The following is a 22,107-nucleotide window of genomic DNA, read 5'->3' as shown; positions in this document are numbered from 1 at the left end:
CCCAGGGCGGTGATGAGGGTGAGGATTTCGTTGGAGGTGAGCAGCTTTTCGTAGCGCGCTTTCTCCACGTTCAGGATCTTGCCGCGCAGCGGCAGGATGGCCTGGAATTTGCGGTCGCGGCCTTGTTTGGCCGAGCCACCGGCGGAGTCGCCCTCCACGATGTAGATCTCGCACAGCGCCGGGTCTTTCTCCTGGCAGTCGGCCAGTTTGCCGGGCAGGCCCATGCCGTCGAGCACGCCTTTGCGGCGCGTCATTTCGCGCGCCTTGCGCGCGGCTTCGCGGGCGCGGGCGGCGTCCACGATCTTGCCGCAGATGATCTTGGCGTCGTTCGGGCGTTCCTGTAAATAATCGGCCAGCAGGCGGCTGACGATGTCTTCGACCGGCCCGCGCACTTCGCTGGACACCAGCTTGTCCTTGGTCTGGCTGCTGAACTTGGGCTCAGGCACCTTGACCGACAGCACGCAGCACAGGCCTTCGCGCATGTCGTCACCGGTGACCTCGACCTTGGCCTTCTTGGCGAAGTCGTTGTCGTCGATGTACTTGTTGATCACCCGCGTCATGGCGGCGCGCAGGCCGGTGAGGTGGGTGCCGCCGTCGCGCTGCGGGATGTTGTTGGTGAAGCACAGCACCTGTTCGTTGTAGCCGCTGTTCCACTGCATGGCCACTTCCACGCCGATGTTGGTGCCCTGGTCGCTCGCGCGGTCGCCCAGCGCGTGGAACACGTTGGGGTGCAAAACCGTCTTGCCTTTGTTGATGAAGTCAACGAAGCCCTTGACGCCACCGGCGCCGGAGAAGTCGTCTTCCTTGCCGCTGCGCTCGTCTTTCAGGCGGATGCGCACGCCGTTGTTCAGGAACGAAAGTTCGCGCAGGCGTTTGGACAGAATCTCGTAGTGGAAGTCGGCGTTCTCTTTGAAGATGTCGTAGTCGGGCAGGAAGTGCACTTCGGTGCCGCGCTTCTCGGTGTCGCCGGTCACTTTCATGGGCGAAACTTCAACGCCGTTGGCCGTCGTTTCGACGATGCGGTTCTGCACGAAGCCGCGTGCGAACTCGATCTGGTGCATCTTGCCTTCGCGGCGCACGGTCAGGCGCAGCCACTGGCTCAGCGCGTTCACGCAGCTCACGCCCACGCCGTGCAGGCCGCCCGAGACCTTGTAGCTGTTCTGGTTGAACTTGCCGCCGGCGTGCAGTTCGGTGAGTGCGATCTCGGCGGCCGAGCGCTTGGGCTCGTGCTTGTCGTCCATCTTCACGCCGGTGGGAATGCCGCGGCCGTTGTCGGTGACGCTGATGGAGTTGTCGCTGTGGATGGTCACCACGATGTCGTCGCAGTGGCCAGCCAGGGCTTCGTCGATGGAGTTGTCGACCACCTCGAACACCAGGTGGTGCAGGCCGGTGCCGTCCGACGTGTCGCCGATGTACATGCCGGGGCGCTTGCGCACGGCCTCCAGGCCTTCCAGGATCTGGATCGAGCCCTCGCCATAACCTTCGCTGGCACCGACCTGGTGGGCGTCGATGGTGGGCTGGAAATTGGAGCTGTCGGCGTTGGCCGCACCGGTGTTGACGGAATCGGCGGGCTTGTTGGCTTCGGACATAAGGGACTTTTCTCAATCGCTAGAAAGGCCAAACCCGCTGGGCAGCGGGTCGGGCTTGGGGGAGAGGGGATCGCTGCCGGTCAGATCCGCATCGGCATGACAACGTACTTGAAGGCGTTGTCGTCGGGGTTGGTCACCAGCGCGGAGCTGTTGCCGTCGGACAGTTCGATGCGAACCATCTCCTGCGACATGTTCTGCAGTGCGTCGATGAGGTACGTGACGTTGAAGCCGATCTCGATCGTGTCGCCGCCGTAGTCGATGTCGAGCTCGTCAACCGCTTCTTCCTGCTCGGCGTTGCTCGAGGCCACGCGCAGCGCGCCGGGCTCGATGTTCAGGCGCACGCCCTTGAACTTTTCGCTCGTCATGATGGCCGTGCGTTGCAGCGAGGCCAGCAGCGGCACGCGGCCCAGCGTCACGATGTTCTTGTGGTTCTTCGGGATCACGCGGTTGTAGTCGGGGAACTTGCCCTCGACCAGCTTGGTGACGAACTCCATGCCGTCAAAGCTGAACTTGGCCTGGTTGGCGGCGAACTGCATTTCGATCGCGCCCTCTTTGTCGGACAACAGGCGCTGCAGCTCCAGCACCGTCTTGCGGGGCAGGATCACTTCTTGTTTGGGCACTTCCACATCCAGCGTGGCAGAGGCAAACGCCAGGCGGTGGCCGTCGGTGGCCACCAGGCTGAGCTGCTTGCCTTCGGCCACGAACAGGATGCCGTTGAGGTAGTAGCGGATGTCGTGCACCGCCATCGAGAAGGACACCTGGCCGAGCAGGCTCTTGAGCGTCTTTTGTGGCACCGAGAACACCGGGCCAAAGCTGGCCGACTCCTGCACCAGCGGAAAGTCTTCGGGCGGCATGCTCTGCAGCGTGAAGCGGCTCTTGCCGCCTTTCAAGATGAGCTTGCCGGCGCTGGACTCCAGGCTCACGCTCTGGTCACCCGACATGGTGCGCAGGATGTCGATGAGCTTGCGCGCGCCCAGCGTGGTGGCGAAGTTGCCGTTGTCGCCGTCGAGCTCGGCGGTGGTGCGGATCTGGATCTCCAGGTCGCTCGTGGTCAGCTGCACTTGCGAGCCGGTCTTGCGCAACAACACGTTGGCCAGAATGGGCAGGGTGTGGCGGCGCTCCACGATGCCGGCCACCGATTGCAGCGCGGCCAGAACCTTGTCCTGGGTCGATTTGAAAACGATCATGTCAGACTCTTTCGTCTCTGGTTGCTTGTGATCCGGAGGTTGCCTCCCCGGCGGGCCCTGCGTCTGTCGGAGCCAAATCTTCGCTATTTTCGCTGTTTTGAGAGCGCATCCGCCAAAACCGCTTCTCGCTCACAAACCGCGCCCAAACTTGAGCTCCACGCCTCAGCCCTTGAGCGTCTGTTCCAGCACGTGCAGCTGCTGGTTGAGCTCGGTGTTCTGCTGGCGTTCGGCCCCGATCTTGCGCACCGCGTGCAGCACCGTGGTGTGGTCGCGGCCACCAAACAACTCGCCGATTTCGGGCAGGCTCTTCTGGGTCAGTTCCTTGGCGATGAACATGGCAATCTGGCGCGGGCGTGCAATGCTGGCAGGGCGCTTCTTGCTGTACATGTCCGCGACCTTGATCTTGTAGAAGTCGGCCACGGTCTTCTGGATGTTCTCCACGCTGATCTGCCGGTTCTGGATCGACAGCAGGTCTTTCAGCGCCTCGCGCGCCAGCGCGATCGAAATCTCCTTCTGGTTGAAGCGCGAGTAGGCCAGGATCTTGCGCAGTGCACCTTCGAGTTCGCGCACGTTGGAGCGCACGTTCTTCGCCACGAAAAACGCCACCTCCTCGGGCATGACCGCGTTCTCCACCGCCGCCTTGTTGATCAGGATGGCCACGCGCATCTCGAGCTCGGGTGGCTCGATCGCCACCGTCAGGCCCGAGCCAAAGCGCGACACCAGGCGGTCCGAGATGTCGGCCAGGCCCTTGGGGTAGGTATCGCTGGTCAGCACGATGTGGCTCTTTCTGGCCAGCAGGGCTTCGAAGGCGTTGAAAAACTCCTCCTGCGTTTTCTCCTTGCCGGCAAAGAACTGCACATCGTCGATCAGCAGCAGGTCCAGCGAGTGGTAACGCTCCTTGAATTCGTCGAAGGTTTTTCGCTGGTATGCCTTGACCACATCCGACACAAACTGCTCGGCGTGGATGTAGAGCACCTTGGCCTGTGGACGGTCGGCCAGCAGGTGGTTGCCGATGGCGTGCACCAGGTGGGTTTTGCCCAGCCCGACGCCGCCGTAAATGAAGAGCGGGTTGTACAGCTGGCCTAGGCTGCCGGCAATGTGCATGGCGGCCGCGCGCGCCATGCGGTTGGCCGAACCTTCGACCAGCGTGGAGAAAGCCAGCGCCGGGTTCAGCCGGGTCTTGGGGCCACTGGGCGCGGCCACCTCCACAGGCGCCAGGTCGGGCAGTTCTGCGAGCACCTGCTCCTGGGCCGTGCGGGGCGCAGGTGATGTTCGGCTGGGGCCTTCACGCGGAGCAAGCACCAACTCCAGCGCCACTGGCGTGCCCTGGATGAGTTCCAGCAAGGCGGTGATGCGGGCGGCGTACTGGGTGCGGATCCAGTCCAGCTTGAAGCGGTTGGCCACCGACACGGTGACCCGGGAAGCGTCGGGCGCGACCGTGGCAGAGAGCGGGCGGATCCAGGTGTTGAACTGTTGTTCGGGGATGTCCTGGGAGAGGCGGTCCATGCAGGCCGACCACAAGGAGGGGGTGTCTGCGCCGCCTGAGGACAGGGGCGCGCTGGGGTGAAGGCCCTCGATCATGCTGGGATGCGGTGTTGTTGTGGTTGTGGACAAATGATGCGGGGCGCGTTGGGCATTGTAGGGTTGCAGGAGACTTATCCACAAGACGTTCGGCGTGGCAGTTCGACCCTGGGGGTGGGGTGCGTTGCTGAAGTGAATCGTTGGCACGTCAGGCCAAGTGCTTGCCGCTACAGGGATTTCTTTGCGATAATCGCGGGTTTCCCCGATTTGTAAGAGACCACCATGAAACGCACCTACCAGCCTTCCAAGATCCGCCGCGCCCGCACCCACGGTTTTCTCGTTCGCATGAAGACCCGTGGCGGCCGTGCCGTGATCAACGCCCGTCGCGCCAAAGGCCGCAAGCGCCTGGCTGTCTGAGTCGGCAGGAGTTGTGCCGGTGTCCCTGTGCCCGGCCCGTCTGCCATCCGATGTTGGCGGTTGTGCAGTGACCCAGCGCCTGCGGTCCCGCCCTCAGTTCCAGGCTGTCATGGCTGGAGCGCCTGTGGCCAAGACTCCCCACTTCGCCTTGCACTGCGTTGCTCTGGACGTTCCCGTCGAGGGCAAACCGTTGTTTCCCGTGGCCGATGCCTGGCTGGGCGTGTTGCTGCCCAAACGCTGGGCGCGCCGTGCCGTCACGCGCAATGCCATCCGGCGCCAGATCTACGAGGTGGCGAGGCACCGGTCCGCCCCGTTGCCGCAAGCAGCCTGGGTGGTGCGTTTGCGCAGCGAGTTCAGCCGAAAGCAGTTCGTGAGTGCCACGTCCGATGCGCTCAAGCTGGCGGTTCGCCTGGAGCTGGAACAGTTGTTGTCGCGTGCCCGGTTGCCGAAAGCCGCCGTGTCTGGGGAGGCTCGTGATGTGGTCTGACTGGCCGCGCCAGGCGTTGGTGGGCCTGGTCAAGGGCTACCGGCTGCTGCTGAGCCCCTCACTGGGCAGCGGCTGCCGCTTTGAGCCCACCTGCTCGGTGTACGCCATCGGCGCGCTGGAGCAACACGGCGCTGCGGCGGGCTCTTACCTCACGGTGGCGCGGCTGGTGCGTTGTCATCCCTGGTGCGAAGGTGGTTTCGATCCGGTGCCCGAGTCCCGGCCCGCCCTCTTTTCCCGTCTGCTTTCACCCTCCTCAGCAAAGAAGAACGCGTCATGAATGACATCCGTCGGTCCATCCTGTGGGTGGTGTTTGGTCTGTCCATGGTCCTGATCTGGGACAAATGGCAAATCCACAACGGGCAACAGCCCACCTTTTTCCCGGGATCCGCCACGGTGGCAGCGCCAGCCGCTGCGCCGGCGCCGTCCGTTGACGCAAGCCTGCCCACGGCCGTAGCCGCGCCCGCAGGCACCGCAACCGCCAACGCGGTGCCGGGCGAAGCGCCTGCGGGTGCTCCCAGCCCGGTGGCTGCGCGCCACGAGGTGACCACCGACGTGTTCAAGCTGGTGTTCAACACCGAAGGCGGATCGCTGATCGGCGCCGAACTGCTCAAGCACGCCGAAGCAACGCAGCAAAGCAAGGACCAAAGCGAATTGCCGTTCACCCTGCTCACACAGAATGCCGACCGCATCTACGTGGCGCAAACCGGACTGATCGGTGGCGCGTTCCCGACCCACAAGACACCCATGACACTGCTCACGCCCGAGACGGCGCTGGCTGATGGCCAGAACGAGTTGCAGGTGCGCTTTGAATCGGCCGATGTGGGTGGCGTGAAACTGGTCAAGACCTACACGCTCACGCGCGGTCGCTACGACATTGCGGTGAAACACGAGGTGCAGAACCTCGGCACGCAGGCCGTGAGCCCGCAACTGTATGTGCAGCTCGTGCGCGATGGCAGCAAGCTCAGCAGCGAGACGCCCTTCTATTCCACCTTCACCGGCCCCGCGGTCTACACCGACGAGAAGAAATACCAGAAGGTCGAGTTCGCCGACATCGAGAAGAACAAGGCCGAATTCACCAAAACCGCCAGCGATGGTTATGTGGCCATGGTGCAGCACTACTTTGCCTCGGCCTGGGTGCTGGACGCCGGTGTCGCGCGCGACAACTTCGTTCGCAAGGTCGACAACAACCTGTTTGCGGCGGGCAGCATCACCAGCCTGGCCGCGATTGAGCCCGGCCAGACGCAAACGGTGCAGGCGCGACTGTTCGTCGGTCCGCAGGAAGAGAAGGTCCTGGAGACCATCGCTCCCGGCCTGGAACTGGTCAAGGACTACGGCTGGCTGACCATCCTGGCCAAGCCGCTGTACTGGCTGCTGGAGAAGATCCACGGCTTCGTGGCCAACTGGGGCTGGTCCATCGTGCTGCTGGTGGTGCTGATCAAGGCCGCGTTCTATTGGCTCAATGCCAGCGCTTATCGCAGCATGGCCAAGATGAAGAAGATCAACCCCCGCATCATGGAAATGCGCGAGCGCCTCAAAGGCAACCCGCAAGCCATGCAGCAGGAAATGATGAAGATGTACCGGGAAGAAAAGGTCAACCCCCTGGGCGGCTGCTTCCCCATCCTGATCCAGATCCCCGTGTTCATCGCGCTGTACTGGGTGCTGCTCTCCAGCGTGGAGATGCGCAACGCGCCCTGGTTGGCCTGGATCACCGACTTGTCCTCGCCCGATCCGTTCTACATCCTGCCCCTGGTGATGGCGGTGACCACCATGATCCAGACCGCGCTCAACCCGCTGCCGCCGGATCCGCTGCAGGCCAAGCTGATGTGGCTGATGCCGTTGATGTTCTCGGTGATGTTCTTCTTCTTCCCGTCCGGCCTGGTGCTGTACTGGATCACGAACAACGTGTTGACCATCCTGCAGCAGGCGTTCATCAACCAGAAGATGGGTGTACCGCTGAAGTTCAGCATGCCCGACTTCAAGAAGTAACCCCCAAGGCTCGGGTGACCCCCCTGCGCCGCTGACGCGGCTTCCCCCTCAAGGGGGGACGGCGTCTTGGGCCGGCGGAGCCGGACCCTTGACGCCTCTGGATTGGGTGTCTTCCCTCCACCCGCCGGGCCTGCTTTGCAGGCCCTCGTTGTTTCTGGGCTTGGCCCTTTATGCTCGCTCTCCATGCTCGCAGCCTCACGTGATCCCATCGTTGCCATTGCCACCGCGCCCGGTCGGGGTGGGGTGGGCATTGTTCGGGTGTCGGGGCGGAGGTTGGAGCCGTTGGTGACGGCCTTGCTGGGGCGGGCTTTGAAGCCGCGCGAGGCCACCTATTTGCCGTTTGCCGATGCGGCGGGTCAGCCGATCGACCACGGTTTGGCTTTGTGGTTTGCGGGGCCGCACTCCTACACAGGCGAAGACGTGCTGGAGCTGCAGGGCCATGGCGGGCCAGTGGTGCTGCAATTGTTGGTGGCGCGTTGCCTGGAGGTGGCGGGCGACGTGTTGCCCGCCTTGCGCGTGGCCCGCGCGGGCGAGTTCACCGAACGCGCTTTCCTCAACGACAAGCTCGATCTCGCGCAGGCCGAAGCCGTGGCCGACCTGATCGACGCCAGCACCGAGGCGGCGGCGCGCAGCGCGTCGCGATCGCTTGCCGGCGTGTTCTCGGGCCGCATCCACGAGCTGCGCGACGCCTTGGTGAACCTGCGCATGCTGGTCGAGGCCACGCTGGACTTCCCCGAGGAAGACATTGACTTCCTGCAGAAGGCCGACGCCACCGGGCAGCTGCGGCGCTTGCGAGAGGCGCTGGCCGCCGTGCTGGCGCAGGCGCGCCAGGGTGCGCTGTTGCGTGATGGTTTGCAGGTGGTGATTGCCGGCCAGCCCAACGCTGGCAAGAGTTCCTTGCTCAATGCGCTGGCTGGCGCCGAGCTGGCGATCGTCACTCCCGTGGCCGGTACCACGCGCGACGTGGTGCAGCAAACCATCCAGATCGAAGGCGTGCCGCTGCATGTGGTTGACACCGCCGGACTGCGCGACAGCCCGGACGTGGACGAGGTGGAGAAGATCGGGATCGAGCGCGCCTGGGGTCGGATCCGCCAAGCCGATGTGGTGCTGTTCCTGCACGACCTGACGCGCACCGACACGCTCGAATACCAGCGTGCCGACGCGGCCATCGCGGCCAGCCTGGCACAGGCGGTGCCGGCCGGCGTGCCGGTGCTGCATGTGTGGAACAAGCTCGACCAGAGCCCTGCGGCGCACATCGACTTGCAAGACGGTGTGGCGATCTCGGCCAAACGGGGCGAAGGTCTGGAGGTGCTGCGCCAGCGCCTCTTGGCTCTGGCCGGCTGGCAGCAACCCGGTGATGGCTTGTTCATGGCTCGCACGCGCCACCTGCAAGCCCTGTCGCAAGTCGATGGCCATCTGGTGCAGGCCGATGGATTGCTCGCCGCGCAGGCCGAGCACCTGGACCTGCTGGCTGAAGAGCTGCGCCTGGCGCAACGAGCCCTGGGCGAGATCACGGGTGAGTTCACCGCCGACGATTTGCTGGGTGAGATCTTTTCGCGTTTCTGCATCGGAAAGTAGACCGGCTGCGCCGCCCGGAACGCTGCGAACGCCGCTCGGCGGTGCAGATGTAAACACAGGTAATTACAGCTTGCGCGGGGGTGTGGGGGGCGGGTATCTTGACGTGATGCATGTCACACCACCGACATCCTTGCGCTTCGATATCAAGGGCCTGGCCGAGTCCATGCGGCACAGCAGCGCCCTGGACGCGGTGCCCCTGAACCTGACCGACATCCAGTGGCCGATGCTGGCCAACTACCTGCAGCCCGTGGTCTTGCAGCAGGGCCAGGTGCTGATCGAACAAGGGGTGAAGGACCGCACCGTTTATTTCGTCGAGAGTGGCACGCTCACCGTGCATTACGAAGACGACAAGGAGCGCGTGCGCATTGCGGTGGTGGGTTCGGGCTCGCTGCTCGGGGAAGGCGCGTTTTTCAGTCACCTCCCTCGCAGCGCCACGGTGCACGCCGGCAGCGACTGCCGCCTCTGGTGCATGACCCCGCTGCGTTTTCGCGAACTCTCGACCCGTCACCCCGAGGTGGCCCTGGAGGTGACGGTGGCCATGTCGGCGGTGCTGGCTCGCCGCATGTACAACAAGCCCAAGCGGGTGGCGGTCACTTGATGTCTGTGGGTTCTGCGGTGAGCGGCCATTTGCCCGAGCAGCACCGGATTCACGCCTCTCTTCCGATCACTTCAGCACCCGGCTTTCTGCATACTTTGACCATGTCATTCATGAGCTGGCTACAAGCCAAAAAATCCAACGAATCCGGCAAGGGGCGCCTGTCGCGTGCGCGAAAGTCCTTCAGCCAGACCACGCTGCCGCTGATCTCGCCCCGCAAGGGCCGCCGCATCCTGCGCCGCGAGCAGTTGTTCAGCGTGGTGCGCGAGTCGCTGATCCGCGCCGGCGTGCTGTCCACCAGCTACGAATTCAAGGTGCTCACGCTGGACGCCAACGGCGACTGCTTTCTCGTGTTGATCGACTTGGCCTTGCCCGCGGAAGGCATGCCCGACGAGTACCTGCTCGAGATCGAGCGCTGGATCCAGCAAAGCGCCAAGGCACGTCACGGCATGCTCGTGCGTTCGGTGTATTGGCGCCGCCGCGCCACCCACGATCAGGTGGGCGTGGCCCTGCGGGCTGCGGTGTCGGCACAAACTCGGCGCGATGCCGAAGTGTTCAGCCCCACGGCCATTCCCAAACCCAACATCGATTCGTCGCACGCGCCCATGCAGGCGCTGGGCGACGATGAGCTGGCGGCATTCCGCGAAGTGCTGCAGTCCGCAGCCAAGCCTGCGTATCCGTCACCCAACGACGCCAAATTCCCGGTGCCGGAGTCTCACAGTGACTTTGCTGCCCTGAGCGAAACGCAGCACGGCAAACTCTGACCCGTTGCGGTCGAACCGCGGTGCTCAATGGCCCGCGAAATCCACCAGGGTGAAGAGCTTCAAGCCCGATTCCTTGAGCTTCTGCGAGCCGCCCAGTTCGGGCAAATCCACAATGGCCGCGCCCTCCATCACCTCGGCACCGAGCTTCTCCAGCAAGCGCCGCCCGGCCATCATGGTGCCGCCGGTGGCGATCAGGTCGTCGATGAGCACCACCTTGTCGCCAGTCTTGACCGCATCGGTGTGCAGCTCCACCGTGGCGCTGCCGTATTCCAGCTCGTAGGTTTCTTCCACCGTGGTGAAGGGCAGCTTGCCCTTTTTGCGGATGGGCACGAAGCCCACACCCAGCTCGTAGGCCAGCACCGAGCCAATGATGAAACCCCGCGCATCCAGTCCCGCCACCACCGTGGGCTTGAGGGCCGGGTCCATGTAGCGGTGCACGAAGGCGTCGATCAGCACGCGAAAGACTTTTGGGTCCTGCAGCAGCGGTGTGATGTCGCGGAACTGCACGCCGGGCGCGGGCCAGTCGGGCACGGTGCGGATGTGGGCTTTGAGGAAGGCTGAGGTGTCCATGGGCGTCGAGTCGTGGGAAGTGAACCATTATCGATGCGCCAAAAAAAACCCCGGCGCGAAGGCCGGGGCAGGAGACCATGGCGACCCTGTCAGGCCATGGGTTTGAACTGGTAACCGTTGCCGGCAGCTTCGATGGTGCCGAGCGCCGGGAACGGGAAATGGAAACCGCCCATGGCCATCTTGTCCTTCACCAGCGTGTCGAAAATGCGGCGACGCGTTTGGCGGGCCATCTCGGCGTCCATGTCGAAGGCCACCGCCCAGTCGGGGCTGCGGGCGAACAACGAGGGCACGTTGGTCACATCGGCGGTGTACATGAACGACTGTCCTTCAGAACGCACGGTGAACACAGACATGCCCGGCGTGTGGCCGAATGCGGCCGACGACTGGATGCCCGGGGCGAGCTCTGCGCCGGGTTCGAAGCGCACCAAGCGGTCGGCCGGGATCTTGCCAAACACATTGCGGGCGTTCTGAAAACCGCCCTGGGCGGCTGGGGGCGCAGCGGCCATCTTGGCGTCGTCCATCCAGAAAGCCATCTCGGTGGTGGGTACGTGAATCTTGGCCTTGGGGAACATCAGTGAGCCGTCTTTCTTGACCAGGCCGTTGATGTGGTCGCCGTGGAAGTGGCTGATGATCACGTGGTCGATGTCTTCAGGCTTGTAGCCCGCGGCCGCCATGTTGGCGCCCAGCTTGCCGGTGGTGGGAGGTCCGTTGTCGGCGAAGCCGGTGTCGATCAGGAACTTGGTGCCGCCGCTGACGATGAGGTACGGCGTGAACGGGATGTCCACGTAGTCGGTGGACAGGTTTTGCGACGCAAGCATGGCCTTGACCTGCTCCAGCGGCGCATTGCGCACGAACTCTTCACCCAGGGGGCGGCGCAGAGCGCCGTCGTTGATGGCGATGATCTCCATCGCGCCCAGCTTCATCTTGCGAAAGCCCGGCGTCGGCAACACCGGGGCACCGAAGTTGGGGGTGTTTTGCGAAAACACGGACGAGAAGGTCAGCGCGGAGGCGCCGGCCACGCCAGCGCCCAGGAACAAACGGCGATCCATCATGGAAGAAGTCTCCGGGTGGGGTTGAAAAAACGTGAGCATACATACCGTTTGGTCACAACCCAAACCGACTGTTCTCAATATCCACTCAAGATCCGGGGAATTTCGCCAACCCCGGAACCGGCTGCTGTTCAGCCCGACAGAAGCTTGTCCTCGGCCAGCGCCAATGCAGGCGCCTTGCCGCTGAGCACCAACGTGTCACCGCCCTGCAGCACGGTGTCGTCCGTCAACACGGCCGGCATGCCACTGGCGTGTCGCATGCTCACCACCCGCACGCCCACCGCATGCAGCGCCAGGCTCTCCAGCGACTTGCCCACGTTGCGCCCGCCCGACGGCAGGGTCACGGTGTTCAGGCGTTCGTGGTCGATTTCGTCGGCGCCGCTGTCGTCGGCACCATGGAAGTAGCCGCGCAGCAGGTTGTAGCGCGCGTCGCGCTGGTCCTGCACCACCCGGATCACGCGCCGCATGGGCACACCGACCAGCGCCAGCGCATGGCTGGCCAGCATGAGGCTGGCTTCGATGGCTTCGGGCACGACCTCGGTGGCGCCGGCCGAGCGCAGCTTTTCCAGGTCGGTGTCATCCACCGTGCGCACCACCACCGGCACGTTGACCGCCTGCTCGTGGGTGTGGCGCAAGACCTTGAGCGCGCTGGCGGTGTCCAGATAGGTGATGACCACGGCGCTGGCGCGGTGCAAGCCGGCGGCCATGAGCGCCTGCAGGCGCGCGGCGTCGCCAAACACCACCGAATGGCCGGCGGCCGCAGCCTGACGCACGCGGTCGGGGTCGAGGTCGAGCGCCATGTAGGGAATGTTTTCGGCCTCGAGCAGTCGCGCCAGGTTCTGCCCGCAGCGGCCGTAGCCGCAAATGATCACGTGCTTGTCGGCGTTGATGGCCTTGCGCGCGATGCTCGTCATCTGCACCGACTGCATCAGCCAGTCGCTGCCCACTAGCCGGGTCACGATGGTGTTGGCGTACATGATCACGAAGGGCGTGGCCAGCATCGACAGCACCATCGACGCCAGGATGGGGTTGAACAGCGCGGGCGGAATCAGGTTGTTGTTGCCGGCCAGCGTGAGCAGCACCAGGCCGAACTCACCGGCTTGCGCGAGGTACAGACCGGTGCGCAGCGCCACCCCCATGGGCGCACCGAGCATGCGCGTGAGCCCGGTGATGAGCGCCAGCTTGAAGCCCACCGAGAGCGAGAGCAGCAGCAGCACCAGCGGCCAGCGATCAAACACCAGGCGCCAGTCCAGCATCATGCCGATGGTGATGAAAAAGAGGCCGAGCAGCACGTCGTGGAATGGCCGGATGTCTGTCTCCACCTGGTGCTTGAACTCGGTTTCCGAGATCAGCATGCCGGCCACGAAAGCGCCCAGGGCCAGCGACAGGCCGGCGTGTTCGGTCAGCCAGGCCAGGCCCAGCGTGATCAGCAGCAGGTTGAGCATGAAGAGTTCGTCGCTCTTGCGCCGCGCCACCAGGGTGAGCCACCAGCGCATCACCTTTTGCCCCCCGGTGAGCAGCAGCCCCAGGAGCACGATGGCCTTGAGCGTGGCCCAGCCCAGTGCTGGCAGCAGGTCTTCGGGCTCGGCGGCCAGCGCCGGGATGAGTACCAGCAAGGGCACCACGGCCAGATCCTGGAACAACAGGATGCCCAGCACCCGCTTGCCGTGCTCCGATTCCAGCTCCAGCCGTTCAGCCACCAGTTTGATGACGATGGCCGTGCTGCTCATGGCCATCACGCCGCCCAGCGCCAGCGCGGTCTGCCAGCTGATGTCCCACCACGTGGGCAACAGCACGGTGAGCGCCAGCGAAGCCAGGGTGGTGATCAACACCGTCAACACCACCTGGGAGAGGCCGAGCCCGAACACCAGCCGTTTCATCGCCCGCAGTTTGGGCAGGCTGAATTCGAGCCCGATCACAAACATGAGGAAGACCACACCGAACTCGGCCAGGTACCTGATGCCGCTGGAGTCCTGTGCCAGGGCGAGCGCGTGCGGACCGATCAGCACCCCCACCACCAGGTAGCCCAGCATGGGCGGCAGCCGCACGAACCGGCAAGCGACCACGCCCAGTACGGAAGCCAGCAGGTACAGCAGGGCGATGTCGAGCGAAGTCATGCGTGGATGGTAGCGGGCGGCGGCGTTCCAACCCGGGCGGCATTGCCGGCAGACCCACAGCGATAATCCAGCCATGACCTTGCCCGCCACCTTTGATGCTGCCCGCGCCCTGGCGATGGCCCAGGAGACGCTGAGCATCGAGGCTCAGGCCGTCACGGCCATGGCCCTGCGTGTGAGCCACAGCTTCGCCACCGCGGTCGCTGCCATGTTGTCGTGCAGCGGCCGCGTGGTCGTCATGGGCATGGGCAAAAGCGGCCACATCGGTCGCAAGATCGCCGCCACCCTGGCCTCCACCGGTACACCCGCGATGTTTGTGCACCCGGCCGAAGCCAGCCATGGCGACCTCGGCATGATCACCGCCGCCGACGTGGTGCTGGGCATCAGCAACAGCGGCGAGAGCGAGGAACTCAACGCCATCCTGCCCCTCATCAAACGCATGGGCGTGCCCCTGATTGCCCTTACCGGGCGGACCGAATCCACGCTGGCGCGCCATGCGCTCGCCGTGCTCGACAGCTCGGTCGACAAGGAGGCCTGCCCGCACAACCTGGCCCCGACCGCCAGCACCACCGCACAGCTGGCCATGGGTGACGCGCTCGCCGTGGCGTTGCTCGATGCGCGCGGCTTCAGGGCCGACGACTTTGCCCGCTCGCACCCCGGTGGCGCGCTCGGGCGCAAGCTGCTCACCCACGTGAGCGACGTGATGCGCAGTGGCGCAGACGTTCCGCGCGTGAGCCCGCAGGCCGGCCTGATGGAACTCATGGCGGTGATCAGCGCCAAGGGCCTGGGCATGAGCGCGGTGGTCGACAGCGATGACCGTGTGCTCGGCATCTTCACTGACGGCGACCTGCGCCGCCTGATTGAAAAGACCGGCAGCAGTGCCGACCTGCGCACCCTGCGCGCCATCGACGTGATGCATCCGCAGCCACGCACGGTGCGGGCCGATGCGCTGGCGGTCGAAGCCGCCGGCCTGATGGAAGCCAGCCGCATCACCAGCGTGCTGGTGGTTGACGCTGACGGACGGCTGATCGGCGCGCTCAACACCAACGATCTGATGCGTTCGAAAGTGATCTGAATGAACGCCTTGCCCATCCTGCGTCCGGCGCTGAATTTCGCGCCCGAACTGCTGTTGCAGGCGCAAGGCATCCGTGTGGTGTTCTTTGATGTGGATGGTGTGCTCACCGATGGCGGCCTGTACTTCAGCGAGACGGGCGAAACCCTCAAGCGCTTTCACACGCTGGACGGACACGGCATCAAGCTGCTGCAACGCGCCGGCATCACCCCGGTCGTGGTGACCGGCCGCGACTCGGCGGCCCTGCGTGCGCGCCTGAAGGCCCTGGGCGTGGCGCACGCGCGTTTCGGCACCGAAGACAAACGCCCCGCAGCCGAAGAGATCCTGGCGGAGTTGGGCCTGGACTGGTCGGCCGCCGCCGCCATGGGCGACGACTGGCCCGACCTGCCCATGCTGCGCCGCGCCGCGCTCGCCTGCGCGCCCTCCACCGCCCACGCCGAGGTGCTGGCCGTGGTGCACCACGTCACCACCCGCCTGCCGGGCGCCGGTGCTGTGCGCGACCTGTGCGACCTGCTGCTCGTGGCCAGCGGCGTGTATGCCCGCGAGCTGGAAGCGGCCGGCCGATGAGCCCGTCCGACCCGCTGGACTTTCTGGACACGGTCGACCTGACCGAGCCCGCTGCCCGGCCGCCCAAGCGCAAGCCCAAGCTGCTGGACCGCATCTCCATCTACCTGCCCGTGCTGCTCATGGGCCTGCTGGCGCTGGCGTCTTACTGGTTGCTGCGCGCCACCCCCACGCCCGAGGCGCCCCAGGCCGCGCGGCCGGTGAGCAGCGAGCCCGACTATTTCATGCGCGGTTTTTCGGTCAAGGCGTTTGACGCCGACGGCTCGCTCAAATCGGAAGTGTTGGGCGACGAGGCCCGTCACCACCCCGATGACGACCGCATCGAAATCGACAACGCCCGCATCCGCAACATCGGCCCCGAAGGCCGGCCCACCGTGGCCACAGCGAAGCTCGTCACGACCAACGCCGACAACAGCCAGTTCATCCTGCAAGGCGACGCCGTGGTGGTGCGCGAAGCCGCTGTCGGCCCTGGTGGCCAAGCGCTGCCCCGCCTGGAGTTCCGGGGCGAATACCTCAAGGTGTTTGTCGATCCGGAGCGTGTCATTTCCGACCAGCCCGTCACCTTGCTGCGCGGCACAGACCGGCTGGTCGCCGACTCACTCGATTACAGAGGCGACACCGGCGTGGCCGATTTCAAGGGCCGGGTGAAGGTCCAGCTGATCCCCCGCTGATCACCATGTCCAACCCCAACCCCAACCCCAACCCCGCCGCACCCCTGGCCTTCATCACCGGCGCCTCCAGCGGCATCGGTCAGGCCCTGGCGGCCCGTTTCGCGCGCAGTGGCTACCGCCTCGCCCTGGTGGCGCGGCGCACCGCCGAGATGCAGGCCTTTGCCGACGCCAACGGCTGGGGGGCCGAGCGCTGCCGCGTCTACGGCGCCGACGTGGCGGACATCAACAGCATCGTGGCCGCGGGGCAGGCGTGTCTGCAAGCCCAGGGCGTGCCCGACGTGGTGGTGGCCAACGCCGGCGTGAGCATCGGCATGGACACCACCGAGCGCGAAGATATCGACGTGATGGCGCGCACCTTCGCGCTCAACAACACCGGCGTGGCCGCCACCTTCCATCCGTTCGTGGCGGCCATGGCTGCGCGTGGCAGCGGCGCGCTGGTGGGCATTGCCAGCGTCGCGGCCATCCGCGGCCTGCCCGGGCACGGCGCTTACTGCGCCAGCAAGGCGGCGGTGGTGGCGTACTGCGAGAGCCTGCGCGGCGAACTGCGCGGCAGCGGTGTGTCGGTGGTGACCTTGTTGCCTGGCTACGTGGACACGCCGCTCACGCGCGAGAACCGCTACGCCATGCCGTTCCTGCTGAGCCCCGAGACCTTTGCCGGCCGCGCGTTCGACGCCATCGTCGGCGGCGTGAGCTACCGAGTGATTCCCTGGCAGATGGGCGTGGTGGCCAAGCTGCTGCGCCTGCTGCCCAACGGCTTGTTCGACCGGGCCTTGTCAGGCCGCGCGCGCAAGCACCGCCAAGGCGGGGCCAAGAGCGGCACTTGATCGGGGGATTCTGGAGCGCCCATGAAAAAACCCCTGGAGCCCAAGCCGCAGGGGTTTTTTCTTCGCTGATCAGCGAATCCGGGGATTCACTGCATCAAGCTGATCGGGGCAGTCGATCAGTAGCCGCCACGGCCACCGCCGCCGCCACCACCTTCGCGACGGCCACCGCCACCGCCGCCACCGTAAGGGCTGCGGAAACCGCCGTCGCTGCCGCCACCACCGCCACCACCGCCGCCGTAGCCACCACCACCGCTGCGGCCACCGCCGAAGCCGCCGCCACCGGAGCGGGGAGGACGGGCTTCCATCGGACGGGCTTCGTTCACCACCAGGCTGCGACCGCCCAGGGACTGGCCGTTCATGCCTTCAACAGCGGCTTGCGCTTCGGCATCGTTGCCCATTTCGACAAAGCCGAAACCTTTGGAACGACCGGTGTCGCGCTCCATCATGACTTTGGCGCTGTTGACCGAGCCGTAAGCGCTGAATGCTTGCTGCAGGTCTTCGTCGCGGACGGTGTATGGCAGGTTGCCAACGTACAGTTTGTTGCCCATGTTCGGGACTCCTAATAACACTGATGAAAATAGCGATGGAGCCCCGTTAGCACACAAAACCTGTAGCACGCGAAACCGACCGATCACTTGTCAAAACGAGCGCCTTGGGCGCTCGCCAGAGGATTATGCGCGCAGCGCCGCGAAAACAGTAACTATTTTTCAGGACGCGACGGCCCCCAATGGCTGCGACGCGGCCACGCAACACCGGCCGTTTCACCCCGATCGACGCCCAACGCCAGCGATGGCGGTCGGCGCAAAAAGGGCACTTCAATTTATACTGCCGACCTCGAGCGCCGATTTGTTCCGAATTGCGGGCGCTTTAAAAATGCCGCTAAAGAAGAGACTCCTGGCCCAGCATCCCGGTCTCGCTCTTGGCGGTACCGGGATTTTTTTCGGGCGCGCGCCGCCCACAGGACACCAGATTGATCGTCACGCCCCAAACGTTCCGGTTCACCGAACCGCTGCCCCTGCGCAGCGGCACGAGCCTGCCCGCCTACGAGCTGGTGGTCGAAACCTACGGCACGCTCAATGCCGAGCGGTCCAATGCGGTGTTGATCTGCCATGCGCTCAACGCCTCCCACCACGTGGCGGGCCGGCACGCCGACGAACAGGGCCGACCCATCCCGCGCAGCGAGGGCTGGTGGGACAACATGATCGGCCCCGGCAAGCCGGTGGACACCGACCGCTTCTTCGTGATCGGCGTGAACAACCTCGGCTCGTGTTTCGGCTCCACCGGGCCCACGCACACCAATCCGGCCACGGGAGAGCCCTGGGGCGCGGACTTTCCGGTGGTCACGGTCGAAGACTGGGTGGACGCACAGGCCCGGCTGCTGGACGCCATGGGCATCCAGACCCTCGCCGCCGTGATGGGCGGCAGCCTGGGCGGCATGCAGACGCTGAGTTGGACCTTGCAGTACCCCGAGCGTGTGCGCCATGCGGTGGTGGTGGCCAGCGCGCCCAACCTCACGGCCGAAAACATCGCTTTCAACGAGGTGGCGCGCCGCGCCATCGTCACCGACCCCGATTTCCACGGCGGTCACTACCTTCGCGAAGGCACTTTGCCTCGGCGCGGTCTGCGCATCGCCCGCATGATCGGCCACATCACGTACTTGAGCGACGACGTGATGAACGAGAAGTTCGGAAGAAGTTTGCGGTCGAGCAACGACGCCGACCCGTCGGCGGCGGCCGAACTGGCCTACCGCTACACCACGCAAGACGTGGAGTTCCAGATCGAGAGTTACCTGCGCTACCAGGGCGACAAGTTCAGCGAGTACTTCGATGCCAACACCTATCTGCTCATCACCCGCGCGCTGGACTACTTTGACCCGGCGGGTGAGCACGGTGGCAACCTGAATGCGGCGCTGGCGAAGGCGCAGGCCAGGTTCCTGCTGGTGAGCTTCACGACCGACTGGCGCTTCTCGCCCAAACGCAGCCGGGAAATCGTCAAGGCGCTGCTGGAAAACCGGCGCGACGTGAGCTACGCCGAGATCGACGCACCCCATGGGCACGACGCATTTTTGCTCGATGACCCACGCTACCTGAATGCGGTGCGTGCTTATTTCGACCAGACCATTGCAGGGGGAATGAAATGAGCGATACCCGCCTGATGGAAAGCATCGCCCGCCTCGTGCCACCCGGCTCGCGCGTGCTCGACCTGGGCTGCGGCGACGGCGCCATGCTGGCCCATTTGCAGGCCACGCGCGCCTGCAGCGGCTATGGCGTGGAGATCGACGACGCCAAGGTGCTGGCCTGTGTGCGCCGCGGTGTGAACGTGTTGCAGCTCAACCTGGAGGACGGCCTGAGCACCTTCGGCGACAACGCGTTTGACGTGGTGCTGCAGATCGACACACTGCAACACCTGCGCAACGCCGAGACCATGCTGCGCGAGACCGCCCGCGTAGGCCGTATCGGCGTGGTGGCGTTTCCCAACTTCGCCCACTGGCCCAACCGGCTGGCCGTGGTGCAAGGCCGCATGCCCGTCACCAAGCGCCTGCCCTACCAGTGGTACGACACGCCCAACATCCGCGTGGGCACGCACGCCGACTTCGAGGTGCTGGCGCGGCGCAACGGCCTGACCATCGAAAAGAGCTTCGGCCTGCACGAGGGCGAAGAAGTGCACCGCTGGCCCAACCTCATGGCCAGCACGGCGGTGTTCCGCTTCACGACCTGAGGCTGGTCAGGTGCCGCCAGCCTCGCGCGCCGCGTCCGCTGCAAAGTCACCCTCGATCGGCTGCCCCGCGTTGATCGACGGGTAGATCTCGGCAAACACGGACCGGATCTGCGCCAGCGGCAGGTCGTCAAAGGCGCCGTGATCGTTCACGTACTCCATGTGCTGGCGGCCAGCGCGGTCGAACGCGTGGTACAGCGAATCGTGCACGCCGTCGAATTCCAGCGGCAGCAGGCCGAACTTGTCGCACAGCTCGATGTTGAACGCCGGCGTCGCCTTGCGCCAGGCACTGTTGATCCACAACTCGGTGTAGCCGTGCCAGGCGAACACGTCGGTCTTCATGGTCTGGCGCAGCTTCTCGGTGGAGAGGTGGTTCTTCACATCGGCAAATCCCAACCGGGCCGGTATGCCTGCCGCGCGCGCCACTGCGGCCAGCAACACCGCCTTGGGCACGCACCAGCCGAAGCCCTGGGCCAGCACGGTGCTGGCGGTCATGCCGAGGTCACTGAGGTCGATGCGGTAGGGGTCGTAGCGCACCTGGTCGCGCACGGCGAGATAGAGCGAGACCGCCTTTTCCCGGTCGTTGGAGCCTTGCGCATGGGTGTGCGCGAACGACACGATGGTGGGGTGGTCGCTGTTGATCTGCGGTGTGGGCGACAGGTGCTGCGGGGCGGGGTGGTGGGTGGGCATGGGTGCAAGTTAGCAGACACCGCGGATCGCTGGCGACGCGCATGGGACTGAACGCCCAGGCCCAGGCATGTGCACTTTAGTACTGCGTCATGCAACAAGCTGCGGGAATGGACAGGCTTTGTCCGCTTTTTTCCGACTTCAGCCCGCGCCCGGCTGGCCGATATTCCATGGACCAACCTGAAAAACCGAGGACCCATCCCATGGACATGCGCAACGAAGCCAGCCACATCGCCCGCCACGACAGCGCCCGCGCAGCGGCGGCCCAAAAGGCCAGCGCCGAATTCCTGACCTTCCGCCTGGGCGGTGAGGAATACGGCATCGACATCCTGCGCGTGCAGGAAATCCGCTCCTACGAAGAGCCCACCCGCATTGCGAACGCACCCTCGTTCATCAAGGGCGTGGTCAACCTGCGCGGCGTCATCGTGCCGGTGGTGGACCTGCGCATCAAGCTCGGTTGCGACAAGGTGGAATACAACGGCTTCACGGTCGTGATCGTGCTCAACGTGCACGGTCGCGTGGTCGGTGCGGTGGTCGATTCGGTGTCCGACGTACTCGAACTCGCCGGCGAGCTGATCAAGCCCGCGCCCGAGATGAACACCAACGTGGACACCAGCTTCATCACCGGCATCGCCAGCGTGGGTGAACGCATGCTGATCCTCATGGATATCGAGGCCCTCATGTCGAGCACCGACATGGGTCTGATGGATTCCACGCAATCCCTCCAGTAACCGCCCGGTCGACGGCATTTTTTCAGGAGACACACCATGTTCAACCGACTCAAGATCGGCCACCGCCTCACCCTGGGTTTCGCCAGCGTGCTGGTGCTGCTGGTCGCTCTCACCGCACTGGCATGGACCAGCCTGCAATCTGCGCAGGGCGCCACTGCGAGGGTCATTTTGATGGAGCACCGCTCTTCCGTCATGGACGAGTGGCTGGCCAGCACCCGGCTGAACGTCAACCGTGTGCTCGCGATGGCCAAGTCGGGCGACAACCCGGACGTGGACGCCTATTTCAAGCCCATGATTGCGCAGACGACCGAGCGCATCAACGTCCTGCAAAAAACGCTGGACGAGGAGATCACCAGCGACCAGGGCAAGGCCTTGTTGAAAGACATCTCGACCCGCCGCATCGAGTACATCGCGGTGCGCAAGGCCTACTTCGAAACGCTCAAAAGCGGCGACATCGCTGCGGGCATTCGAGACCTCGACGAAAAACTGCTGCCTGCTGCCAACCGCTACATGGACACCATGGCAGGGTTGCAGAAGTACCAACGAAGTCTGGTCGACGCAGCCGTGGCTGCTTCCAATGCGACCATCGACCGCCAGGAAATGATGATCCTGGCCTTGGCGGCCATCGCTGTGTTGATGGCCAGCCTGGTTGCCTGGCGCATCACGGTGTCGGTGACCGCACCTTTGCACGAAGCAGTGGGCATTGCCACGGCGGTGGCCGCCGGTGATCTGAATGGTCAGGTGCAGACCTCGCGCAAGGACGAACTGGGCGATCTGTTGAGGGCGCTGTCAGGAATGAAGACCTCGCTGATCCAGACCGTGGGCCAGGTGCGCAGCGCCACCGACAGCATCAACACCGCCTCGTTTGAAATTGCCTCGGGCAACCAGGACCTGAGCGCGCGAACCGAGCAGGCTGCGAGCAACCTGGAAGAGACCGCAGCGAGCATGGAGCAGCTCACCAGCACGGTTCGCCAGAGCGCCGATGC

Annotated in this window: 23 protein-coding genes; 15 read left to right on the top strand and 8 right to left on the bottom strand. The window is 64.9% G+C overall.

Features of this window, described 5'->3' with window-relative positions; translation table 11 throughout:
- From Q0C59_RS09575 to dnaA, 3 genes are all read right to left on the bottom strand, one after another.
- Window positions 1–1,589: DNA gyrase subunit B (locus Q0C59_RS09575; protein WP_291214494.1), on the bottom strand; the 1,589-nt coding region annotated here is incomplete at its 3' end.
- A gap of 80 nt (window positions 1,590–1,669) precedes the next feature.
- Window positions 1,670–2,776 carry a DNA polymerase III subunit beta gene (dnaN, locus tag Q0C59_RS09570; protein ID WP_291214492.1) on the bottom strand — a complete coding sequence of 369 codons (1,107 nt, stop codon included), beginning with the start codon at window positions 2,774–2,776 and terminating at the stop codon, window positions 1,670–1,672.
- Between the two features lie 162 nt (window positions 2,777–2,938).
- Window positions 2,939–4,357 carry a chromosomal replication initiator protein DnaA gene (gene dnaA, locus Q0C59_RS09565; protein ID WP_291214490.1) on the bottom strand — a complete coding sequence of 473 codons (1,419 nt, stop codon included), beginning with the start codon at window positions 4,355–4,357 and terminating at the stop codon, window positions 2,939–2,941.
- 222 nt (window positions 4,358–4,579) lie between these two features.
- Here dnaA and rpmH point away from each other — a divergent pair, with 222 nt between their 5' ends.
- The 7 genes from rpmH (at window position 4,580) to Q0C59_RS09530 (ending at window position 10,124) form a co-directional block, all read left to right on the top strand.
- The gene (gene rpmH / locus Q0C59_RS09560; RefSeq protein WP_006299042.1) at window positions 4,580–4,714 is read left to right on the top strand and encodes a 50S ribosomal protein L34; all 135 of its coding nucleotides are present in this window, start codon (window positions 4,580–4,582) and stop codon (window positions 4,712–4,714) included.
- A gap of 67 nt (window positions 4,715–4,781) precedes the next feature.
- Entirely contained in the window at window positions 4,782–5,201 is a 420-nt protein-coding gene (locus Q0C59_RS09555) for a ribonuclease P protein component (protein ID WP_291214488.1), read from the top strand.
- The gene (yidD, locus tag Q0C59_RS09550; protein ID WP_291214486.1) at window positions 5,191–5,478 is read left to right on the top strand and encodes a membrane protein insertion efficiency factor YidD; all 288 of its coding nucleotides are present in this window, start codon (window positions 5,191–5,193) and stop codon (window positions 5,476–5,478) included. The genes Q0C59_RS09555 and yidD overlap by 11 nt, the downstream gene beginning before the upstream one ends.
- Window positions 5,475–7,187 carry a membrane protein insertase YidC gene (yidC, locus tag Q0C59_RS09545; protein WP_291214484.1) on the top strand — a complete coding sequence of 571 codons (1,713 nt, stop codon included), beginning with the start codon at window positions 5,475–5,477 and terminating at the stop codon, window positions 7,185–7,187. The genes yidD and yidC overlap by 4 nt, the downstream gene beginning before the upstream one ends.
- 183 nt (window positions 7,188–7,370) lie before the next feature.
- Window positions 7,371–8,765, top strand: coding sequence for a tRNA uridine-5-carboxymethylaminomethyl(34) synthesis GTPase MnmE (mnmE, locus tag Q0C59_RS09540; protein ID WP_291214482.1), 1,395 nt, complete (start codon window positions 7,371–7,373; stop codon window positions 8,763–8,765).
- Between the two features lie 106 nt (window positions 8,766–8,871).
- Window positions 8,872–9,363 (top strand): Crp/Fnr family transcriptional regulator, encoded by a 492-nt coding sequence (locus tag Q0C59_RS09535; protein ID WP_291214479.1) that lies wholly within the window; start codon window positions 8,872–8,874, stop codon window positions 9,361–9,363.
- 101 nt (window positions 9,364–9,464) lie between these two features.
- On the top strand, window positions 9,465–10,124 hold the full coding sequence (locus tag Q0C59_RS09530) for a hypothetical protein (protein WP_291214477.1): 660 nt from the start codon (window positions 9,465–9,467) through the stop codon (window positions 10,122–10,124).
- Between the two features lie 24 nt (window positions 10,125–10,148).
- On the opposite strand, the gene Q0C59_RS09525 is transcribed toward Q0C59_RS09530, so the two are convergent.
- From Q0C59_RS09525 to Q0C59_RS09515, 3 genes are all read right to left on the bottom strand, one after another.
- The gene (locus Q0C59_RS09525; RefSeq protein ID WP_291214476.1) at window positions 10,149–10,694 is read right to left on the bottom strand and encodes an adenine phosphoribosyltransferase; all 546 of its coding nucleotides are present in this window, start codon (window positions 10,692–10,694) and stop codon (window positions 10,149–10,151) included.
- 89 nt (window positions 10,695–10,783) lie between these two features.
- Window positions 10,784–11,746 carry an MBL fold metallo-hydrolase gene (locus Q0C59_RS09520; protein WP_291214473.1) on the bottom strand — a complete coding sequence of 321 codons (963 nt, stop codon included), beginning with the start codon at window positions 11,744–11,746 and terminating at the stop codon, window positions 10,784–10,786.
- 128 nt (window positions 11,747–11,874) lie between these two features.
- A complete protein-coding gene (locus Q0C59_RS09515; protein WP_291214471.1) occupies window positions 11,875–13,860 on the bottom strand; it encodes a monovalent cation:proton antiporter family protein in 1,986 nt (661 codons plus the stop codon).
- Between the two features lie 73 nt (window positions 13,861–13,933).
- Here Q0C59_RS09515 and Q0C59_RS09510 point away from each other — a divergent pair, with 73 nt between their 5' ends.
- From Q0C59_RS09510 to Q0C59_RS09495, 4 genes are read left to right on the top strand one after another with little or no spacing between them, the layout of a single operon-like run.
- Window positions 13,934–14,932 carry an SIS domain-containing protein gene (locus Q0C59_RS09510; RefSeq protein ID WP_291214469.1) on the top strand — a complete coding sequence of 333 codons (999 nt, stop codon included), beginning with the start codon at window positions 13,934–13,936 and terminating at the stop codon, window positions 14,930–14,932.
- Window positions 14,933–15,496 carry an HAD family hydrolase gene (locus tag Q0C59_RS09505; protein ID WP_291214467.1) on the top strand — a complete coding sequence of 188 codons (564 nt, stop codon included), beginning with the start codon at window positions 14,933–14,935 and terminating at the stop codon, window positions 15,494–15,496.
- Window positions 15,493–16,164, top strand: coding sequence for an LPS export ABC transporter periplasmic protein LptC (gene lptC, locus Q0C59_RS09500; RefSeq protein ID WP_291214465.1), 672 nt, complete (start codon window positions 15,493–15,495; stop codon window positions 16,162–16,164). Before Q0C59_RS09505 ends, lptC begins: the two co-directional genes overlap by 4 nt.
- A 5-nt stretch (window positions 16,165–16,169) precedes the next feature.
- On the top strand, window positions 16,170–16,988 hold the full coding sequence (locus tag Q0C59_RS09495) for an SDR family oxidoreductase (protein ID WP_291214464.1): 819 nt from the start codon (window positions 16,170–16,172) through the stop codon (window positions 16,986–16,988).
- Window positions 16,989–17,104: 116 nt separating this feature from the next.
- On the opposite strand, the gene Q0C59_RS09490 is transcribed toward Q0C59_RS09495, so the two are convergent.
- Window positions 17,105–17,536 (bottom strand): RNA-binding protein, encoded by a 432-nt coding sequence (locus tag Q0C59_RS09490; protein ID WP_291214461.1) that lies wholly within the window; start codon window positions 17,534–17,536, stop codon window positions 17,105–17,107.
- 422 nt (window positions 17,537–17,958) lie between these two features.
- Here Q0C59_RS09490 and Q0C59_RS09485 point away from each other — a divergent pair, with 422 nt between their 5' ends.
- Together Q0C59_RS09485 and metW are read left to right on the top strand one after the other, a co-directional pair.
- Window positions 17,959–19,128, top strand: a complete 1,170-nt coding sequence (locus Q0C59_RS09485) for a homoserine O-acetyltransferase (RefSeq protein ID WP_291214459.1) — start codon at window positions 17,959–17,961, stop codon at window positions 19,126–19,128.
- Window positions 19,125–19,706, top strand: coding sequence for a methionine biosynthesis protein MetW (gene metW / locus Q0C59_RS09480; protein ID WP_069048431.1), 582 nt, complete (start codon window positions 19,125–19,127; stop codon window positions 19,704–19,706). Before Q0C59_RS09485 ends, metW begins: the two co-directional genes overlap by 4 nt.
- A 6-nt stretch (window positions 19,707–19,712) precedes the next feature.
- Here the strand turns inward: metW and Q0C59_RS09475 are convergent, their stop codons facing one another.
- The gene (locus tag Q0C59_RS09475) at window positions 19,713–20,393 is read right to left on the bottom strand and encodes a transglutaminase family protein (protein WP_291214456.1); all 681 of its coding nucleotides are present in this window, start codon (window positions 20,391–20,393) and stop codon (window positions 19,713–19,715) included.
- A 200-nt stretch (window positions 20,394–20,593) separates the two neighbouring features.
- On the opposite strand from Q0C59_RS09475, the gene Q0C59_RS09470 reads away from it, so the two are divergent.
- Together Q0C59_RS09470 and Q0C59_RS09465 are read left to right on the top strand one after the other, a co-directional pair.
- A complete protein-coding gene (locus Q0C59_RS09470; protein ID WP_291214454.1) occupies window positions 20,594–21,121 on the top strand; it encodes a chemotaxis protein CheW in 528 nt (175 codons plus the stop codon).
- Window positions 21,122–21,157: 36 nt separating this feature from the next.
- A partial coding sequence (locus Q0C59_RS09465) for a Tar ligand binding domain-containing protein (RefSeq protein ID WP_291214452.1) occupies window positions 21,158–22,107 on the top strand: 950 nt, incomplete at its 3' end.

The organism is Hydrogenophaga sp. (assembly GCF_022844385.1).
Taxonomy (GTDB): Bacteria; Pseudomonadota; Gammaproteobacteria; order Burkholderiales; family Burkholderiaceae_C; genus Hydrogenophaga.
Note: the sequence above shows the minus strand (reverse complement) of the source record. Positions and strands in the feature narration are given on the sequence as shown.

What these genes read in the sequence shown, in the direction of transcription:
- dnaN (WP_291214492.1), bottom strand. Translation starts at nt 2,776, where the DNA reads ATGATCGTTTTCAAATCGACCCAGGACAAGGTTCTGGCCGCGCTGCAA.
- dnaA (WP_291214490.1), bottom strand. Translation starts at nt 4,357, where the DNA reads ATGATCGAGGGCCTTCACCCCAGCGCGCCCCTGTCCTCAGGCGGCGCA.
- rpmH (WP_006299042.1), top strand. Translation starts at nt 4,580, where the DNA reads ATGAAACGCACCTACCAGCCTTCCAAGATCCGCCGCGCCCGCACCCAC.
- yidD (WP_291214486.1), top strand. Translation starts at nt 5,191, where the DNA reads ATGTGGTCTGACTGGCCGCGCCAGGCGTTGGTGGGCCTGGTCAAGGGC.
- yidC (WP_291214484.1), top strand. Translation starts at nt 5,475, where the DNA reads ATGAATGACATCCGTCGGTCCATCCTGTGGGTGGTGTTTGGTCTGTCC.
- mnmE (WP_291214482.1), top strand. Translation starts at nt 7,371, where the DNA reads ATGCTCGCAGCCTCACGTGATCCCATCGTTGCCATTGCCACCGCGCCC.
- Q0C59_RS09535 (WP_291214479.1), top strand. Translation starts at nt 8,872, where the DNA reads ATGCATGTCACACCACCGACATCCTTGCGCTTCGATATCAAGGGCCTG.
- Q0C59_RS09530 (WP_291214477.1), top strand. Translation starts at nt 9,465, where the DNA reads ATGTCATTCATGAGCTGGCTACAAGCCAAAAAATCCAACGAATCCGGC.
- Q0C59_RS09525 (WP_291214476.1), bottom strand. Translation starts at nt 10,694, where the DNA reads ATGGACACCTCAGCCTTCCTCAAAGCCCACATCCGCACCGTGCCCGAC.
- Q0C59_RS09520 (WP_291214473.1), bottom strand. Translation starts at nt 11,746, where the DNA reads ATGATGGATCGCCGTTTGTTCCTGGGCGCTGGCGTGGCCGGCGCCTCC.
- Q0C59_RS09515 (WP_291214471.1), bottom strand. Translation starts at nt 13,860, where the DNA reads ATGACTTCGCTCGACATCGCCCTGCTGTACCTGCTGGCTTCCGTACTG.
- Q0C59_RS09510 (WP_291214469.1), top strand. Translation starts at nt 13,934, where the DNA reads ATGACCTTGCCCGCCACCTTTGATGCTGCCCGCGCCCTGGCGATGGCC.
- Q0C59_RS09505 (WP_291214467.1), top strand. Translation starts at nt 14,933, where the DNA reads ATGAACGCCTTGCCCATCCTGCGTCCGGCGCTGAATTTCGCGCCCGAA.
- lptC (WP_291214465.1), top strand. Translation starts at nt 15,493, where the DNA reads ATGAGCCCGTCCGACCCGCTGGACTTTCTGGACACGGTCGACCTGACC.
- Q0C59_RS09495 (WP_291214464.1), top strand. Translation starts at nt 16,170, where the DNA reads ATGTCCAACCCCAACCCCAACCCCAACCCCGCCGCACCCCTGGCCTTC.
- Q0C59_RS09490 (WP_291214461.1), bottom strand. Translation starts at nt 17,536, where the DNA reads ATGGGCAACAAACTGTACGTTGGCAACCTGCCATACACCGTCCGCGAC.
- metW (WP_069048431.1), top strand. Translation starts at nt 19,125, where the DNA reads ATGAGCGATACCCGCCTGATGGAAAGCATCGCCCGCCTCGTGCCACCC.
- Q0C59_RS09475 (WP_291214456.1), bottom strand. Translation starts at nt 20,393, where the DNA reads ATGCCCACCCACCACCCCGCCCCGCAGCACCTGTCGCCCACACCGCAG.
- Q0C59_RS09470 (WP_291214454.1), top strand. Translation starts at nt 20,594, where the DNA reads ATGGACATGCGCAACGAAGCCAGCCACATCGCCCGCCACGACAGCGCC.